Source organism: Sphingomonas paludis (assembly GCF_053502515.1).
The window spans coordinates 764327-781059 of sequence record NZ_CP187558.1 but is presented as its reverse complement, the minus strand read 5'-3'; the positions used below and the strand labels follow the sequence as shown (position 1 = coordinate 781059).

General features: G+C 65.8%; 13 protein-coding genes. 12 read left to right on the top strand and 1 reads right to left on the bottom strand.

Annotation, left to right across the window (positions count from 1 at the left end; genetic code table 11):
• The first annotated feature begins 22 nt into the window (after positions 1-22).
• The 7 genes from ACPVPU_RS03705 to ACPVPU_RS03675 all read left to right on the top strand — a co-directional run bounded on the left by ACPVPU_RS03705 (position 23) and on the right by ACPVPU_RS03675 (position 9987).
• Positions 23-949 carry an ABC transporter ATP-binding protein gene (locus ACPVPU_RS03705; protein WP_448659591.1) on the top strand — a complete coding sequence of 309 codons (927 nt, stop codon included), beginning with the start codon at positions 23-25 and terminating at the stop codon, positions 947-949.
• Between the two features lie 15 nt (positions 950-964).
• Entirely contained in the window at positions 965-4534 is a 3570-nt protein-coding gene (locus tag ACPVPU_RS03700) for an ABC transporter permease/M1 family aminopeptidase (RefSeq protein WP_448659590.1), read from the top strand.
• A 117-nt stretch (positions 4535-4651) separates the two neighbouring features.
• Complete coding sequence (gene kdsA, locus ACPVPU_RS03695; protein WP_448659589.1) at positions 4652-5521, top strand: 3-deoxy-8-phosphooctulonate synthase; 870 nt, start codon at positions 4652-4654, stop codon at positions 5519-5521.
• A gap of 108 nt (positions 5522-5629) precedes the next feature.
• Positions 5630-6793, top strand: coding sequence for a capsule biosynthesis protein (locus ACPVPU_RS03690; RefSeq protein ID WP_448659588.1), 1164 nt, complete (start codon positions 5630-5632; stop codon positions 6791-6793).
• The gene (locus ACPVPU_RS03685; RefSeq protein WP_448659587.1) at positions 6793-8022 is read left to right on the top strand and encodes a glycosyltransferase family 4 protein; all 1230 of its coding nucleotides are present in this window, start codon (positions 6793-6795) and stop codon (positions 8020-8022) included. Before ACPVPU_RS03690 ends, ACPVPU_RS03685 begins: the two co-directional genes overlap by 1 nt.
• Positions 8019-8810: an ABC transporter permease gene (locus ACPVPU_RS03680; RefSeq protein WP_448659586.1), complete on the top strand. Its 792-nt coding sequence runs from the start codon at positions 8019-8021 to the stop codon at positions 8808-8810. Before ACPVPU_RS03685 ends, ACPVPU_RS03680 begins: the two co-directional genes overlap by 4 nt.
• Positions 8811-8829: 19 nt before the next feature.
• Entirely contained in the window at positions 8830-9987 is a 1158-nt protein-coding gene (locus ACPVPU_RS03675; protein ID WP_448659585.1) for a lipopolysaccharide biosynthesis protein, read from the top strand.
• A 21-nt stretch (positions 9988-10008) separates the two neighbouring features.
• Here ACPVPU_RS03675 and ACPVPU_RS03670 read toward each other — a convergent pair whose 3' ends face one another.
• A complete protein-coding gene (locus ACPVPU_RS03670; RefSeq protein WP_448659584.1) occupies positions 10009-10677 on the bottom strand; it encodes an ABC transporter ATP-binding protein in 669 nt (222 codons plus the stop codon).
• A gap of 41 nt (positions 10678-10718) precedes the next feature.
• On the opposite strand from ACPVPU_RS03670, the gene ACPVPU_RS03665 reads away from it, so the two are divergent.
• The 5 genes from ACPVPU_RS03665 to ACPVPU_RS03645 are packed head-to-tail and all read left to right on the top strand — an operon-like array spanning position 10719 to position 16726.
• Entirely contained in the window at positions 10719-11849 is a 1131-nt protein-coding gene (locus ACPVPU_RS03665; RefSeq protein WP_448659583.1) for a glycosyltransferase family 4 protein, read from the top strand.
• Positions 11849-13147 (top strand): glycosyltransferase family 4 protein, encoded by a 1299-nt coding sequence (locus ACPVPU_RS03660; protein WP_448660405.1) that lies wholly within the window; start codon positions 11849-11851, stop codon positions 13145-13147. The genes ACPVPU_RS03665 and ACPVPU_RS03660 overlap by 1 nt, the downstream gene beginning before the upstream one ends.
• Positions 13144-14277, top strand: a complete 1134-nt coding sequence (locus ACPVPU_RS03655) for a polysaccharide biosynthesis/export family protein (protein WP_448659582.1) — start codon at positions 13144-13146, stop codon at positions 14275-14277. Before ACPVPU_RS03660 ends, ACPVPU_RS03655 begins: the two co-directional genes overlap by 4 nt.
• The gene (locus tag ACPVPU_RS03650; RefSeq protein WP_448659581.1) at positions 14277-15896 is read left to right on the top strand and encodes a capsular polysaccharide export protein, LipB/KpsS family; all 1620 of its coding nucleotides are present in this window, start codon (positions 14277-14279) and stop codon (positions 15894-15896) included. Before ACPVPU_RS03655 ends, ACPVPU_RS03650 begins: the two co-directional genes overlap by 1 nt.
• Entirely contained in the window at positions 15893-16726 is an 834-nt protein-coding gene (locus ACPVPU_RS03645) for an FkbM family methyltransferase (protein ID WP_448659580.1), read from the top strand. The genes ACPVPU_RS03650 and ACPVPU_RS03645 overlap by 4 nt, the downstream gene beginning before the upstream one ends.
• The last annotated feature ends 7 nt before the right edge of the window (positions 16727-16733 follow it).

Sequence of the window (16733 nt, the reverse complement as noted above, 5' to 3'; positions counted from 1 at the left end):
ATTATAATACACCATTGGTATCGTGACGACATTCAAGGGGGGAGTCGTCATGCTGGAACTCAACAACGTCACGCACATCTATGCCAATGGCACGCGGGCGCTGGACGGGGTGACCCTGTCGATCCCCAAGGGGATGTTCGGCCTGCTCGGGCCGAATGGCGCGGGTAAATCGACGCTGATGCGCACCATCGCCACGCTGCAATCGCCGACCAGCGGCAGCATCACCTTCGGTGACATCGACGTGCTGAAACAGCCCGAGGCGCTCCGGCGGACGCTTGGCTATCTGCCCCAGGATTTCGGCGTGTACCCGCGCGTCTCTGCCTATGACATGCTGGATCACATGGCGGTGCTGAAGGGTGTAGCCAATGCCCGCGAACGCAAGGAAACGGTCGAGACGCTGCTCAACCAGACCAATCTCTGGAAATTCCGCAAGAAGGCGATTGCCGGTTTCTCCGGCGGCATGCGCCAGCGCTTCGGCATTGCCCAGGCGCTGATCGGCAACCCCGAACTGATCATCGTGGACGAACCGACGGCGGGCCTGGATCCGGAGGAGCGCAACCGCTTCCTTAACCTGCTGGCGGAAATCGGCGAGAATGTCGTCATCATCCTGTCCACCCATATCGTCGAGGATGTGGCGGACCTGTGCCCGCGCATGGCGGTGCTGGCCGATGGCCGCATCCAGTTGGAAGGGGCGCCGCTGGACCTGATCGACCGGTCGCGCGGCACCATCTGGGCCAAGACGATCGATCGCGCGGCACTGGACGATTACAAGACGCGTCACGAGGTGATCTCGACCCGCCTGTTCGCCGGCCGGACGATCATTCACATCCTGTCACCCGGCGATCCGGGTGACGGCTTCACGCCGGTCTCGGGCGGGCTGGAGGATGTCTATTTCTCGACGCTTGCCCGGACGCGCCGCGCCGCCGCGCCCGTCCCCGCCGCCGCCTGATCCGGAGAAAACCAGATGTTCGGCAAAATCGCGGCGTTCGAACTCCGCTACCAGTTCCGCAACCCGGTATTCTGGGTGGTGTTCATCCTGTTCTTCCTGTTCGCGTTCGGCGCGGTGGCCACGCCGAACATCTCGGTCGGATCGGGCGGCAATGTTCACAAGAACAGCCCGCAGGCGATCATGCAGATCTATCAGATCTTTTCGCTGTTCTTCATGTTCGTCACGGTCGCGTTCGTTGCCAATGTCGTGGTGCGCGACGATGAAAGCGGGTTCGGCCCGATCGTCCGCACGACGCGGGTGTCGAAGTTTTCCTATCTGATGGGCCGGTTCGTCGGCGCGTGGATCATCGCCAGCGTCGCGTTTCTGTCCATTCCGATGGGCATGATCGTCGGATCGGCAATGCCGTGGGTGGATGCGGAAACGCTGGGGCCGGGCCTGTTGTCGCATTACGCCTATGCCTTTGCGGTGCTTGCGCTGCCGAACCTGCTGCTCACCTCCGCCATCTTCTTCGGCGTGGCGACCCTGACCCGGTCGATGATGTGGAGCTATGTCGGCGTCATCCTGTTCCTGGTGCTCTACACCGTCCTCCTGGCCCTGGTATCCACCCAGCCCGAATGGCGGGAAACGGCAGCCTATATCGAGCCGTTCGGATTGGGTGCCGTCGGCTATACCACCCGCTACTGGACCGCGGCCGAGGCGAACACGATGATGCCCCCGTTTGCGGGGATGCTGCTGGCCAACCGGCTGATGTGGATTGGCGTATCGATCGTTGCGCTGCTCATCGCCATCTGGCGCTTCCGCTTCATCGAAAAGGGTGCGGCTTCGTCGAAACCATCCAAAGTGCCCGTCGGCGAGCCGCTGCTGGTCGCCCGCCTGCCGGCCACCAATCCCGACGCAGCCAATGCCACCCGGCTGTGGGCGCGGTGCCGGTTCGAAATGGCACAGGTGTTCAAGAGCCCGGCCTTTTTCGTACTGATGACCATCGGCCTGTTCAATTCGATCAGCGGGCTGATCTTTGGCAACGAAATCTACGGCACGCCGGCCCGGCCGCTCACCTTCGCCCTGATCCCGATCCTGATCGGGTCGTTCACGATCATTCCGATCATCATCGCGGTCTATTATGCGGGCGAGCTGGTCTGGCGCGACCGCGACCGCAAGATGCATGAGATCGTCGATGCGACCTCGCTGCCGAACTGGGCCTATCTGGTGCCGAAGACGCTGGCGGTAGCGCTGGTCCTGTTCGCCACGCTCGCGGTTTCGGTTGTCGCCGCGATCCTGGTCCAGCTGTTCCGGGGGCAGACCGACCTGGCGCTGGGCAGCTATCTCACCTGGTATCTGCTGCCGCTTGGCGTGGACATGGTGATCCTGGCGATCCTGGCGGTGTTCATTCAGGCGATCGTGCCGAACAAATATCTCGGCTGGGGCCTGATGGTGGTTTACGTCGTGGCGACGCTGACGCTGTCGAACATCGGCTTTGACCATCCGCTCTATCTGTACGGATCGACCGGGGCGGCGCGTTTTTCGGATATGAACGGCGACCAGATCGGCGGTACCGCCGGCTGGTGGCTGCGGCTCTATTGGGGCGCATGGGCGCTGATCCTGGCGGTGCTGGCGCATCTGTTGTGGCGACGCGGGACGGAGGACCGGCTGACGCCGCGGCTCAAGCGGATGCCGGCACGGCTGGCGGGCGGGCCGGGGCTGCTGCTTGGCCTGGGCGTCGTCGTGGCGGCCGCCAGCGGGGCGTGGATCTATTACAACATGAACGTCCTGAACGTGTACCGGAACAATGACGATCAGGAAAAACTGCTCGCCGACTATGAAAAGAAATATCTGAAGTACGAAAGCGTGGCGCAGCCCGCGCTGACCGATATCAAGCTGGACGTCGTGCTCTACCCGGCCCGGCGACGGGCCGTGGTCAAGGGCGAGTATCGCTTCGTCAACGATACCGGCGCGCCGATCAGCGACCTTCACGTCCGGTTGCAGGATCAGCAGACCAAGATCGTGTCCGTCGCAGTGCCCGGCGCATCGCTGGCCAGCAATGATGCCGCCTTCAAATACCGCATCTATCGCTTTGCCACGCCGCTGGCCCCGGGGGCGGTCGGCACGCTGCGCTTTGAAACGCTTCGCGAGCAACGGGGTTTCCGCGCCAATGGCGAGGATACGCGGCTGGTTGCCAACGGCACCTTCCTGGACAACAGCGAATTCGCGCCACAGATCGGCATGGATCGCAGCATCTTGCTGCAGGACAGGGTCAAGCGGCGGCGCTATGGCCTGACGCCTGAGCTGCGTCCCGCCAAGCTGGAGGACAAGACGGCCCGCATGCGCAACTATGTCGGCAATGCGGACTGGGTGCGCAGCGACATCACCGTTACCACCGATGCCGACCAGACGCCGATCGCGCCGGGCCGCAAGGTCGCGGACGCGACCGCCGATGGCCGTCGTACTGCGCGGTTCGTCTCGACAGCGCCCATTCTCAGCTTCTTTTCGGTCCAGTCCGCACGCTATGCGGAAAAGACGATGGATGCGGGCGGGGGCGTCAATCTGGCCGTCTATTATCACCCGGGGCACGGCTACAACACCGATACGATGCTCAAGGCGATGAAGGCATCGCTCGATTATTACCGCGCCAATTTCGGACCCTATCAGTTCGACTATGCCCGCGTGATCGAATTTCCGGGCTATGCCAGCTTTGCCCAGGCATTTGCGGGCACGATGCCCTATTCGGAATCGCTCGGCTTCATCGCCGACAACAGTGACGCCGACGAAATCGATTACGTCACCTATGTCACCGCGCACGAGGTCGCCCATCAATATTGGGCACACCAGCTGATCAGCGCGGATCAGCAGGGCGGGACGGTGCTCGTCGAAACCATGGCGCAATATTCGGCGCTGATGGTGATGAAGAAGCTGTATGGCGAGGACAAGATCCGCCGCTTCCTGAAATATGAACTCGATAACTACCTGCGTTCGCGGGGGGGGGAAGTGATCGAGGAGCTGCCGCTGCTCCGTGTCGAGAACCAGGGTTATATCCATTACCGCAAGGGCTCGCTGGTCATGTATCTGCTGCAGGATCGGCTGGGCGAGGATCGGATGAACGCGATGCTGGCGGGCCTGCTCGACCGGTATCGGTTCAAGGGCGCGCCCTATGCGGCATCGACCGACCTGCTGGCCGGGCTGAACGGACTGACCCGCAATGCCCAGGAACGCCAATTGGTCGCCGACCTGTTCGAACGCATCACGCTCTACGACCTGAAGGTCACAGAGGCCAAGGCTCGGGCGATCGGCGGCGGGCGCCATGAAACCACTTTGACGATCGAGGCGAGGAAATATTACGCGGACGGCAAGGGCCGGGAAACCGAGGCACCGCTGGCGGACACCATCGATGTCGGCCTGTTCGCCGAACGGCCGGGCGTCGGTGCCTTTGCGGCCAAGGACGTGGTGGTCATGGAGCGCCGGCCGCTCAGGAGCGGGCGCCAGCAAGTGCGGCTGGTGACCAACAGGCAGCCGAAATTCGCCGGTGTCGATCCCTATACGAAATATGTCGACCGGAATGCCGATGACAATGTCGCCGCCGTGTCGGAGTAACGACGCCATGACATGGCGGGCTGGCGGGCGACCAACACACCCGGATCGGCGATAAAAGGTTGTTCTGCCACCCATAACGCGCTTTGCACGGCATCAGCGACGCATTATTGCGGCGATATGGACCTGACCGACCAGCATCCGCTTATCGCCCCGCTGGACGAGCCGCTGGTCATTGCTGGTCCGTGCATGGCCGAAAGCCTGGACCTGCTGTTCGTTACCGCCGATCGCATCGCGGCGATTGCCGATCGGCTGAAATTCAGGCCGGTGTTCAAAAGCTCGTTCGACAAGGCGAACCGGACGTCGGGCGGATCGCAGCGCGGCCCGGGGCTGGAGGCGGGTCTGGCCATGCTTCGCCAGGTGAGCGAGCGCACTGGCATGGCCATCATCACCGATGTGCATGAATCCTGGCAGGTGCCGATCGCGGCCGAGGTCGCCGACATCCTGCAGATCCCCGCCTTTCTGAGCCGACAGACCGATTTGTTGCGTGCAGCCGGCGCATCGGGCCGGCCGGTGATGATCAAGAAGGGCCAGTTCATGGCCCCCGAGGACGTCGTTCGCGCGGCCGACAAGGTTGCCGATGCGCTGCCCGCCGGCATGGACCGGCAGCGTGCGGTAATGCTGTGCGAACGGGGCACCAGTTTCGGTTACCGGGACTTGGTTGTCGACATGCGCGGACTGGGCGTCATGCGGGCCAGCGGCCATCCGGTGATATTCGACGCATCGCACAGCGTGCAGCAGCCTGCCGCACTCGACGGCCGTTCCGGCGGCGTGCGCAGCGCCCTGCCCGCGCTGGCCCGGGCGGCGGCGGCAGCCGGCATCGACGGGCTGTTCATCGAAACCCACCCCGATCCCGACCAGGCATGGTCCGATGCCGCGACGCAGTGGCCCCTTGACCGGCTGGAACAGCTGCTGGCCGAGGTGCTGGCCATCCACCGGCTGGTGCGGGACAGCTCGGGCGCAATGCCGGCGGCGGTACCCATTGGCTGATCCGTCATGATGTTCCGGGAAAGCGACCTGTCGCCGGTACGCGCGTCAAGTTATGCGCCCGTTATTCGCTTTCGGCCGCACCCTCGGCACTTCCTGTTTCTGCAAGGGTTGCCGGGCCCGTTCTTCCGGATGCTTGCCATAGCGCTTCGGGCCGGTGGCCACCGCGCTTCCCGCGTCCATCTGTGCGGCGGGGACTGGCTGGACTGGCGGATCGGCGATGCGACCGCCTATGCGGGGCGCAGCGACGCGTGGCCGAACTGGATCGCCGCCCGGATGCAGGGTCAGGGGGTTACCGATCTGGTGCTGTTCGGCGATTGCCGCCCGGCGCACCGCGCAGCGATCCTGGCAGCGCGGACCGCAGGGATCCGCGTCCATGTATTCGAGGAAGGGTATTTGCGCCCCGATCACGTCACCCTGGAAAGCGGCGGGGTGAACGGCCATAGCGCCCTGCCCCGGTCCATCGATGCGATGCGGGCAGCGCTGGCCGACAATCCGGTGCCTGTCCAGCCGGTCGCCGCCAGCTTTGGACGGCGCGCTCGTGAAGCGATGGCATATTCGAGTGCGTCGATCCTGGGGGCGGTGGCGTTTCGGCATTATCGATCGCATCGTCCGGCCAGTGCATTGGCCGAAGGACTGGGCTGGACCCGTCGCTGGTGGCGGCGCGGAGCGGAGCGGAGGAATAGTGGGGAGGCGCTGTCCGCTGTTGCCGGACGGCCATTCTTTCTGATGCCGTTGCAACTGGATGGCGATGCCCAGCTGGTGCACCATTCCCCGTTCGACAGCATGGCCGATGCGTTGTCGATGACCATCGCCAGTTTCGCGGCCCATGCCCCGACAGGCACGATGCTGCTGGTCAAATTGCACCCGCTCGACCCCGATCTGGGCCGGATGCGCTCGGTCACCGCTGCGCTGGCAGCAAGGCACGGCATCGGCGACCGGGTGGCGTTCATCGAACAGGGCGACCTTCACCCCCTGCTTCTGGCGTGCCGCGGCGTCGTGACCGTCAACAGCACGGTCGGGCCATTGGCGCTGGCCGCGGGCAAGCCGGTCTGCGTGCTGGCACGGGCGGTCTATGGCCTGGCTGGGCTGGTCGACGACCGGCCGGTCGACCAATTCTGGGCCGATCCGCGATCGCCGGTCCCGGGCTATTTCGACCTTTTCACCGCCTATCTTCGCCAGCATGCGCTGGTGAACGGCGGTTTTCACAGCCCGGACGGGCTGGCCCTGCTGGTCCGCAACAGCGTCCAGCGACTGAAGCAAACCCCATGCTGATGGAACGGGGCCAGCTGGCACCGATGGTGCCCAGCCGGACAGGGCCGGTGCGTGCCGTGCGGCTTGATCTGTCCCGCTTGCTGGCGCGCAGTCGCCATCCGACGCCGACCGGCATCGATCGGACCGAGCTGGCCTATGCCGACGCCCTGCTCGGCTGGCCAGTCAGTCATGTCGAGTTCGAGGCGTGGTGGCCGGGCATCGGCTTTCGCCCGATCCGGCGTTCGACCGCCGCCCGGTTGGTGGATGCCATCCGGCGGTCCTGGGATCGCGGATTGCCCGCCCCCGGCACCGTGTTGCGCGGCGCGCTGCGCGATGCGCTGCTGCCCGCCCCCCGGACAAGGACGGATCAGCCGATCACCCGGCTGATCGTGTCGCATCGGCACCTGGAACGGCTTCCCACCCGCATTGCCCGGCGGGCGCGCCCCGGTGATCGGCTGGTGCTGTTCATCCATGATGCCATTCCCAGCACCCACCCGGAATATGCCCGCCCCGGCGGCACCCGGCGGCACGATCTGCGCCTGAGCCATGCCGCAGCCCATGCCGATGCGCTGATCGTCAATTCGCACGACACCGCCCGCCAGATCGAACGGTTCGTCCCCGCCGACCGCACGGCCCCGCCCATTCTGGTTGCCCCGCTGGGGCTGGACCTGCCCGGCCGGGCAGGACCGGCGCCATTGGCCGATGAGCCCTATTTCGTGTGCATCGGCACGATCGAGCCGCGCAAGAACCACCTGTTGCTGCTTCACCTGTGGCGTCGGATGGCGGAGACCATGCCCGCATCGGCCATTCCCAAGCTGCATATCGTGGGCCGACGCGGGTGGGAGAATGAGAATATCGTCGACCTGCTCGACCGGTGCCGGGCGCTTCGCCCGCATGTCGTGGAGTCCGCACGACTGGGCGATGCGGCGCTGAACCAGTTGATGAGCGGCGCACGGGCGCTGCTGATGCCCAGTTTCGCGGAAGGATTTGGCCTGCCCGTGATCGAGGCACTGGCCAGCGGCGTCCCGGTCATCGCCAGCGACCTTGGCGTGTACCGCGAGGTGGCCGGCGACGTTCCCGATTACCGCGATCCGCTGGATGGACCGGGGTGGCTGGCGGCAATCCTGGATCACGCGGCTGTCGATTCGGCCCTGCGCACGGCCCAGCGGCACCGGATGGCGTTGTGGCAGCCGCCGTCCTGGGACGACCATTTCGGCAGGGTCCTGCCCTTTCTGGACCAGCTGGCATGATCGGCGCATCGCCTCTGATCGATGGCATGCAGTCCCAGGCCCGGGTCGTGGGCGCGCTGATCCTGCGCGAACTGCACACCCGGTTCGGCCGCGACAACATCGGCTATCTCTGGATCTTTGCCGAACCGATCCTGCTGGCAGTGGCGGTCGCCGTGCTGCACGGCAATGCCCATCACCCGACGTCCGGCGGCATCCGGCCCGTTCCCTTTGCCCTGGGCGGCTATATCCTGTTCATCATGTTCCGATCGGTCGTGTCGCGCGCCGAAACCGTGCTGGAGGCAAACCGGCCGCTGCTGCACCACCGAATGGTCACGATCCCCGACATGCTGATCGCGCGCAGCCTGTTGGAAGCGATCAGCACGGCGGCGGTGCTGGCCCTGTTGCTGGGGGCAGCGGTACTGCTGGGACTGGGCGAATTGCCGGCGGATTGGGCGGCCGTCCTGGCGGCACTGGCGCTGATGGTCTGGTTCTCGCTTGGCCTGGGCATGGCGGTCACTGCCCTGTCGCATGAAATGCCGGTCATCGGCCGGCTGATCCATCCGCTGCTGTATCTGTCGATGCCGTTGTCCGGTGCGTTTTTCGTATTGAGCTGGCTGCCGACACCGCTGGCCGATCTGGTGCGCTGGATGCCGACCGTGCCGATCTTTGAACTGCTGCGCGAGGGCCAGTTTTCGGGCTATCGCTCTCCCGATCTCGACATTGGCTATTGCATCGCTTGGTGCGCGGCCCTCACCCTGACCGGCCTTGCTGCCCTGCGCTATGTGCGCTCGCGGATCGAGCTCGGCTGAACGAACTGGAACGACTTGGATGCTGCAACGAACGCAACAGCCGGTGGAAACGCTGTCGACCGACGGCGCGGCCGCCCGCCTGTACCGCCGGACCGGGGGCGCCTTTACCCTGTTCGTCGTGCTGCCCACCCTGATCGTTGCGCTGTACCTGAGCCTGTTCGCATCCAGCCAATACCGGTCCGAGGCGTCGTTCATCATCCGCAGCGTCGAGCCGCGCGGCCCTTCCATGGGCGGGATCGGCCAATTGCTGGGCATGGCCGCTCCCCTGTCCGCCGGCCAGTCCGAGGCGCAGAACATCCGGGAATATCTGTTGTCGATGGATGTGATCCCGGCGCTGAAGGCGCGCGGCATCGACCTGGTCCAGGTGTATCGTCGGCCCGGCACCGATCCCGTGTTCCGACTGTGGTTCGAAAATCCCCGGGCCGAGACATTGCTGGATTATTATCGAAGCCGCGTCGACGTGACCTATAGCACCGAAGACGATCTGACCCGCATGGAGGTTCGCGCCTTCGCCCCGCAGGATGCGCAGCGCATGGCCAACGCCCTGCTGGATATCGGCGAAGCGCGGGTCAATGCGTTCAATGCCCGGGTGGTCGATGCCGGGATGCGCTTGGCGAGGGCGGAAATGATCGCGGCCGAACAGGAACTGGCGGGCGTTCAGGCACGGATCACCGGGCTGCGATCCGTAAACCGCGATGTCGATCCGCAAGCCAGCGGCCTGGCCGAACAGCGCGATCAGCAGGAACGAGTCGCATCGGTCGATCGGCAGCGTGCCCTGCTGGCCGACATGGAACGCCAACTTGCCCCGGACAGTCCCCAGATCGCGGCGATGCGGGCGCGGCTGCGTGCGCTGGAACAGTCGCTGGGCGCGGTGCGTGGCCGCATCGCCGGCGCTCCGGGCGCGACCTCGAACCGGGTCGGCGCCTATGAAGAGCTTCGCCTGCGCCAGGATTTCGCAGCCAAGCGCTACGAGGCCGCCCGGGCGACGCTTGAGGAAGCGCGCGTCCGTGCCGAAAAGGACCGGTTGTTCGTCGTTCCGGTCGTCAATCCCAACCTGCCGGAAAAGCCTTGGGGGCCCCGTCCCATCCGAACCACCCTGATCGTCTTTGCCTGTCTCAGCCTGGCCTATGGCATCGCATATCTGGTGATCGCCGGCATCCGCGAGCATCAATCCTGATCGATGTCGCGCGCTCGTGCATCATTCGGCGGCATTGGCCATTTGCAGGGCGAAGTGCGCGGCCAGCGCCTCGTCGATGCCCGGATAGGCGGTCAGCGCGCCTGCATCCAGCACGGCACCCCGGTTGCAATAGGCCATCAGCGTGCCCGGATCGTGCGACACCATGACCAGCGTGCCGCGCTCGCGCCGTTCCATCAGCGCGTCGTGGCACCGGGCGCGAAAGCGTTCGTCCCCGACAGAGGTGATTTCGTCGACCAGATAACAGTCGAAATCCACCGCCAGCGATACCGCAAAGGCCAGCCGGGCATTCATCCCCGACGAATAGGTGCGGATCGGCATGTCCAGATAATCGCCCAGTTCGGCGAAATCCTGGACATAGCGCAGCACCGCATCGACGGGACGGCGATAGATGCGGGCGATGAACCGGACATTGTCCGCGCCGGTCAGGCTGGATTGAAAACTGTTGGCATGGCCCAGCGGCCAGGACACCGACATGGTGCGTTCGACATGACCGCTGCTGGGTCGCTCCACCCCGGCGATCAGCCGGAGCAGCGTGGATTTGCCCGCGCCGTTATGTCCGCAAATGCCGATCGCCTCGCCGCGTTCCAGCGTGAAATCGACGGCATTCAGCACCGTGCGCCGGCCATGTCGGGTGCGGTAATGCTTGGTGACCTGATGGAACCGGATCATCGCGCGGTCGTAACCCGCATGGCAGGAAAGTGAAAGCGGCCATGCTGCGGGTTGCGATCGATCGGCGTTCGACGGGGTGGGACCGACCCACGGGGATCGTTCGATACCGCGAGACGCTGGCAGCCGACGCGGCCGCCAGCGGCACGGCGGTCGGCCGGATCTGCGACGCCGGGCCGTCGGGTGGCTGGCCTTGGCCGCCTGTCCGACGCAGCATGGCGGACTGGCAGGCGCGCGACGTTTTCCGGCGTGCGCAGCGCCGGTTCACGCTGACCGGCACGTTCACCCCCCTTCGTCTGCCCGATGCTCCGGACCTGTGCCATTGGTCATTCCTTCAGCCCATGCGGGCGGCCAACGCCCGCAACATCTATACGGTCCATGATCTGGTTCCGCTGCATCACCCGGAACTGAGCGCGGTTCCGCCCGACCGCTTTCGCCGGATGCTGGCCCGGGCGGCACGCCATGCCGATGCCTTTGCCGCCGTGTCCGCGACGGTGCGGGAAGAACTGACAGAGTGGCTGGGACCGGGCGGGCCGCCGGTATTGCTGTGCCGTCCGTCGATTGATCCGCCCGGAGGTCAGACGGCGGACCTGCCCCCGGGGCTGTTGGCGGGTGGCTATATCCTGGCATTGGGGCGGATCGAGCCGCGCAAGAATATCGAACGGCTGATCCTGGCGCATCGCCGATCGAAAACGTCGCTGCCACTGGTGCTGGCCGGCCCCGAGGGTCACTGGCCCGATGCCATGGCGGCCCGGCGCGTGGCCGCGATGATCGATGGCCGGCGCGTCATCCGCCTGGACTGGCAACCGGACCTGGTTGCAGCCGCGCTGACCAGCCATGCAGCCATGCTGGCCATGCCGTCGCTGGCCGAGGGGTTTGGCCTGCCGGTGATCGAGGCGATGGCCGCCGGGGTGCCGGTGCTGGCCAGCCCCCTGCCCTGCATCGCCGATGCGCCGCCGGACGCAATGATCCTTGTCGATCCATTGTCGATCGATGCGATCGCGGATGGCATTGACCGACTGGACGGCGATGCGGCGCTGCGGCATTCGGTGGCGGCGGGTGGGGTGCAGTTCGCCCGGGGCTATTCACGGGCTTCGCATGGCGATGCCCTGCGGTCGCTCTATCAGTCGCTTGTTTCCTCCTCCCCGCCTATCGGAGATGCCCGTTGCGTGTGATGATCGACGGTTTCAATCTGGCGCTGCCGCGCGGCACCGGCGTCGCTACCTATGGGGCATCGCTGGCGCGCGCGCTGAACGCCATGCAGTGGCAGGTCGACGGGCTGTACGGGCTGCGCGCGCCGTTCAACCGGCGGCTGCGCGACATCATGTTCTATGAAGCGATGGGCAACGAACATCAGACCCGGTCGCCCCTGCCGGGCAGTTTCGGTTGGTACCGGGAATTGGCGGCGGCGGTGCGCGGACGCCGCCCGCGGGAGATCATGGCCACCGGGCGCGTGCTGACCAGCCAGTTCAGCCATCGCCTGCCGCAGTTCGACCGGTTGTTCACCGTCCCCGACCTCTTCGACCTCGCCTATCGCAATTTCCGCCGGACGGGCACGTTCCTGACCGTGAAAATGCCCGATCCGCCGGCGATCATGCACTGGACCTACCCTTTCCCGATCAAGGTGGCGGGCGCGCGCAACATCTATACGCTGCATGATCTGGTGCCCCTGAAACTCCCCTATGCCAGCCTGGACAATAAACGGTATTATTTCCGGCTGATGCGTGCCGTCGCGCGTCGGGCGGATGCGATCTGCACCGTGTCGGAGGCGAGCCGCCGCGATATCGTGCAATTCTTCCCCGAAGCGGAAGCCAAGACGATCAACACGTTCCAGGCCGTCCGCCTGCCCCCCGGCGCGACAGACGAATCCGAAGCGGATCTGGCACGGTCGCTGAAAAGCATCTTCAACCTCGATCATCGCGGCTATTTCCTGTTCTTTGGTGCGGTCGAGCCGAAAAAGAATGTCGGGCGGCTGATCGAGGCGTATCTGAGCCTGGCCACGCGCACGCCGCTGGTGATCGTCGGTACCCGCGCCTGGGGTAGCGAGGTCGAGTTGCGGATGCTCCAGCGCGACGAGCTGCAGCCGCTGAAGACCACCTTCCGCACCATTCGCCGCCTGGACTATCTGCCGCGCAGCCTGTTGCTCAAGCTGGTTCGCGGCGCACGGGCCGTGACGTTTCCCTCCCTGTACGAGGGATTCGGCCTGCCCGTGCTGGAGGCGATGACGCTGGGAACACCGGTCCTGACCAGCAACACCAGTTCCCTGCCCGAAGTGGCGGGCGATGCGGCGATCCAGGTCGATCCGTACGACGTGCGCGCGATTGCCGGTGGGCTACACGCGCTGGATACCGATCCCGCCCTGCGCGAGCGGCTGTCGGCGGCGGGGATCGTCCAGGCGCGGCAGTTCACGATGGAAAGCTATCAGGACCGGCTGGCCGCCATGTATGCCCAGGTGGCGGGAATGGCGCGATGAACGCCGGTCCCATCCCGAGGGCGCTGGTCCTGGTCGGGCTGATGGCCACGGGCGGCTGTGCCACCCTGCCCAGCGCCGCGCCCACCGTCGGCCAGGTGCTTGCCCCGCCCGACACCGGCCCGCCGATCCGGGTGGTCGATATCGGCGGCCCCGGCGGCATTGGCGAGATGGCGGCCCCGGCGCCCGACGCCTGGTCCATCGCCGATGCCCCGCCCCTGTCGTCCGCGCTGATGCCGGGCGACCGGATCAGCATCACCGTCTTTGAAATCGGTTATGCCCTGTTCGGCTCGCCCAGCGCGGGCCGCGACGGCGACGCGGCCGAAGCGCCGCCCGGTGCGGGGGACCAGCGGCTGCCGGTTATCGAACTGGATGATCGGGGCGAAGTGACGCTGCCCTATATCGGCACGGTCGATGCGCTGGGCCGCACGACCGACGAACTGGCCACAGAGATCGAGGCACGGCTGGCGCGCGTGTCGCAGCGGCCGCAGGTGCTGGTTTCCGTCGAACGCGGCCCGATGCGCAGCGTCGTCCTGTCGGGCGACATCCGGCAGCCGGGCCGGCGACCGCTGACGGTGGCGCGCGAACGGCTGCTCGATCTGATCGCAGAGGCGGGCGGGCCTGCCAACCGGGCCGCCGACACCCAGGTCCGGCTGACCCGGGGCCAGGTGACGGCGGTGGAACGGCTGGACCGCATCCGGGTCGATGGCCCGGCCAATGTGCGGCTGGCACCGGGCGATCATGTCGAACTGGTCCGCAGCACCCGGACCCTGACCGTATTGGGTGCCGCCCGCAGCGTTGCCGAAATCCCGTTCGACAGCGACCAGCTGACCCTGGCCGAGGCGCTGGCGCGGGCAGGCGGGCCGCTGGACGAGCGCGGCGATGCGCGCGGCGTGTTCGTGTTCCGCCATGTCATCGAACGGGACGCCGACGGCACGATGCGGGAAGTGCCGGTCATCTACCGGTTGAACCTGCTCGATCCGCGCAGCTATTTCGCCGTTCAGCGCTTTGCAATGCGGGAAAAGGACGTGCTGCTGGTTGCCAATGCCCGGTCCGTTCAGTTCGGCAAGCTGGTGCAGCTGCTCAATCAATTCGTATCGCCCGCGGTTACGGTGGATATCCTGACCCGCTGATGCCGGTGCCAGCCCCCTTTCTCCGCGAACCGCCCTTTGCCCGCCCCGAACGGCGCTGGCCAAGGCGGCTGGCCGATGGGCCGCCACCGTCGGGCGAACGGATGGTCGACCTGGCACGGCAGATTGCGACGACGCGGGTCGGGGGTGCCTTTTGGCGGTATGCCGATGACGAACCGACCGCTCCCATCGTGCTGACCGGGGGCGATCCCGCGCTGCTCCGGGCGGCGGCGGACAGCTTCGCGCCCGGCGTGGCAACGGTGGTCGCCGATCCGGGCCGCGACCCCTGGCCAATCGTTTCCGGCGCGACCCACCTGATCTATGGGTCCCTCAACGCCGTCGTCCTCTCCGCCATTGCTGCAAGCGTGCCGACGTCCCGGGTGACGGGCGAAACCATTGCCCCAGTGTCGGGCGAGGCGGCCCTTGCGCTGTTGAGCGCCGCGATCGGCCCTGCCGATGGATGGCCCAGCCCCTATGATCCCTCGACGCATTGGGCGGTCGAAGCATGGGTCGATTATCTGGGCGAATGGCGTCGTCGGATCGAGAAAACCCGAGGCATCGGCACCATGACCGGCATTTCGCGCTGGAAACGGCGGCGGATGCACTCGTTCGTACCCGCCGATCCGCCCGTTCCGGTCGCGGCGGGCGCTGCGGCTGCCGTCCGTGCGGCCAAGGCCCGAAACGGTGCGATCCTTGCCTGGCCGTCGCGTGCCCCGATAGGCCTGATGGACGGCGCGGCACGGGCCGATGTCCCGGTCGCCTGGTGCGAGGACGGGTTCATTCGCTCAAGCGGCCTTGGCGCAGCACTGGTCCAGCCGGGATCGATCGTCATCGACCGATTGGCCCCACATTACGATCCGGCCAGGGCCAGCGAACTGGAACAATGCCTGGCAAACCAGCACCCCGATGACGAAGCCTGTGCCCGTGCGCGGCGCCTGATCGATCGACTCTGCGGGCTCGGCATCACCAAATATAACCTGACCGGCACCACGGCCGATCTGCCCGCCGGTCGACGCATCGCGCTGGTTTGCGGACAGGTGGGCGACGATCTGTCGCTCCGCCATGCCGCCCCGCCGGGTGCCACGATGACGGCGCTGCTGGCCCGCGCGAGGGCCGAAGAACCGCACGCCTATCTGATATACAAGCCGCATCCGGATGTGGTTGCGGGCTTGAGGACCGGCGCGATCGACGTGGCGGACACCCGCCGGCTGGCCGATGCCGTCCTTCCCGATGCCGATCTGGCCGCGTTGCTGCCGAGGATCGACGTGTTGCATTGCTGGTCGTCGCTTGCCGGTTTCGAGGCGCTGCTGCGCGGGCGTGAGGTGGTGGTGCATGGGCGGCCCTTTTATGCGGGCTGGGGACTGACCCGCGACCTGTGGCCGCCGGAGCGGCGGGGACGAAAGCTGACCCTGGAGCAACTGGTGGCCATCGCCCTGATCGATTACCCGCTTTATGCCGATCCGCTGACCGGATTGCCGTGCAGCGTCGAACATCTGGTCGACCGCCTGGCCGCCGCGCCCGCCATGGGCAAGCCACCGATCGCAGCGCGCATTGCCGCTATGGTCCAACGGCTCCGGCCCAGCTTGATCAATGCCCCCTCTCAACAAAGGATCAACGGATGAACAAGGCGTATATCTACGATATCTGGCGGCTGCATCGGTATCCCCGGACGGATACGGAAGCGGAGATCCGGGCATTGTGCCGCCACGCCTATCTGGGGGACCATACCGCGCTGGCCCGGGTCCTTGGCCGCTACAAAATGTATGTCGATACGGCCGATGTCGGCATTTCAAGCCATCTGCTGCTGGACGGGTTCTGGGAAATGTGGGTGACCGAGGCGATGATGCGCATGGTCCCGCGCGGCACCACCGTCCTCGATGTGGGTGCCAATCTCGGCTATTTCACCATCCTGCTGGCCGACCTGACCGGTTCGGAAGGCCGCGTCCTGTCGTTCGAGCCCAATCCCCGGATGGCCAGCCGGTTGCGGCGGAGCGTCGAGGTGAACGGCTTTTCGGGCTACACCACGGTTTACGAGGCGGGGCTTGGCGACACCAACGGCACTGCCCGCATGGTGATCGATCAGAACCAGCCGGGCGGCGGCCATATCCTGAAGGGCAGCGACGAGCAGGGGGCGGTCAACATTCCCGTCATGCGTCTGGACGAAGTGCCCGGCGCGATGGACGCGACATTCATGAAGATCGACGTCGAAGGGTTCGAGCATCATGTGTGGCGCGGCATGTCCGGCATTCTGGCGCAAAAGAAGCCGCTGACGCTGTTCATGGAATTCACCATTCAACGGTTCGAGGATGCCCGCGGCTTCCTGCACGAAATCCTGGCGGAAGGATTCTCGCTGAACATCGTCGATTACGAGCAGGGGGTTCGTCCGATCAGCGAAGAGGAGCTGTTCGGTCAGCCGCACAATATCGATCACATGCTGGTATTTGTCCGCTGACAAAGGG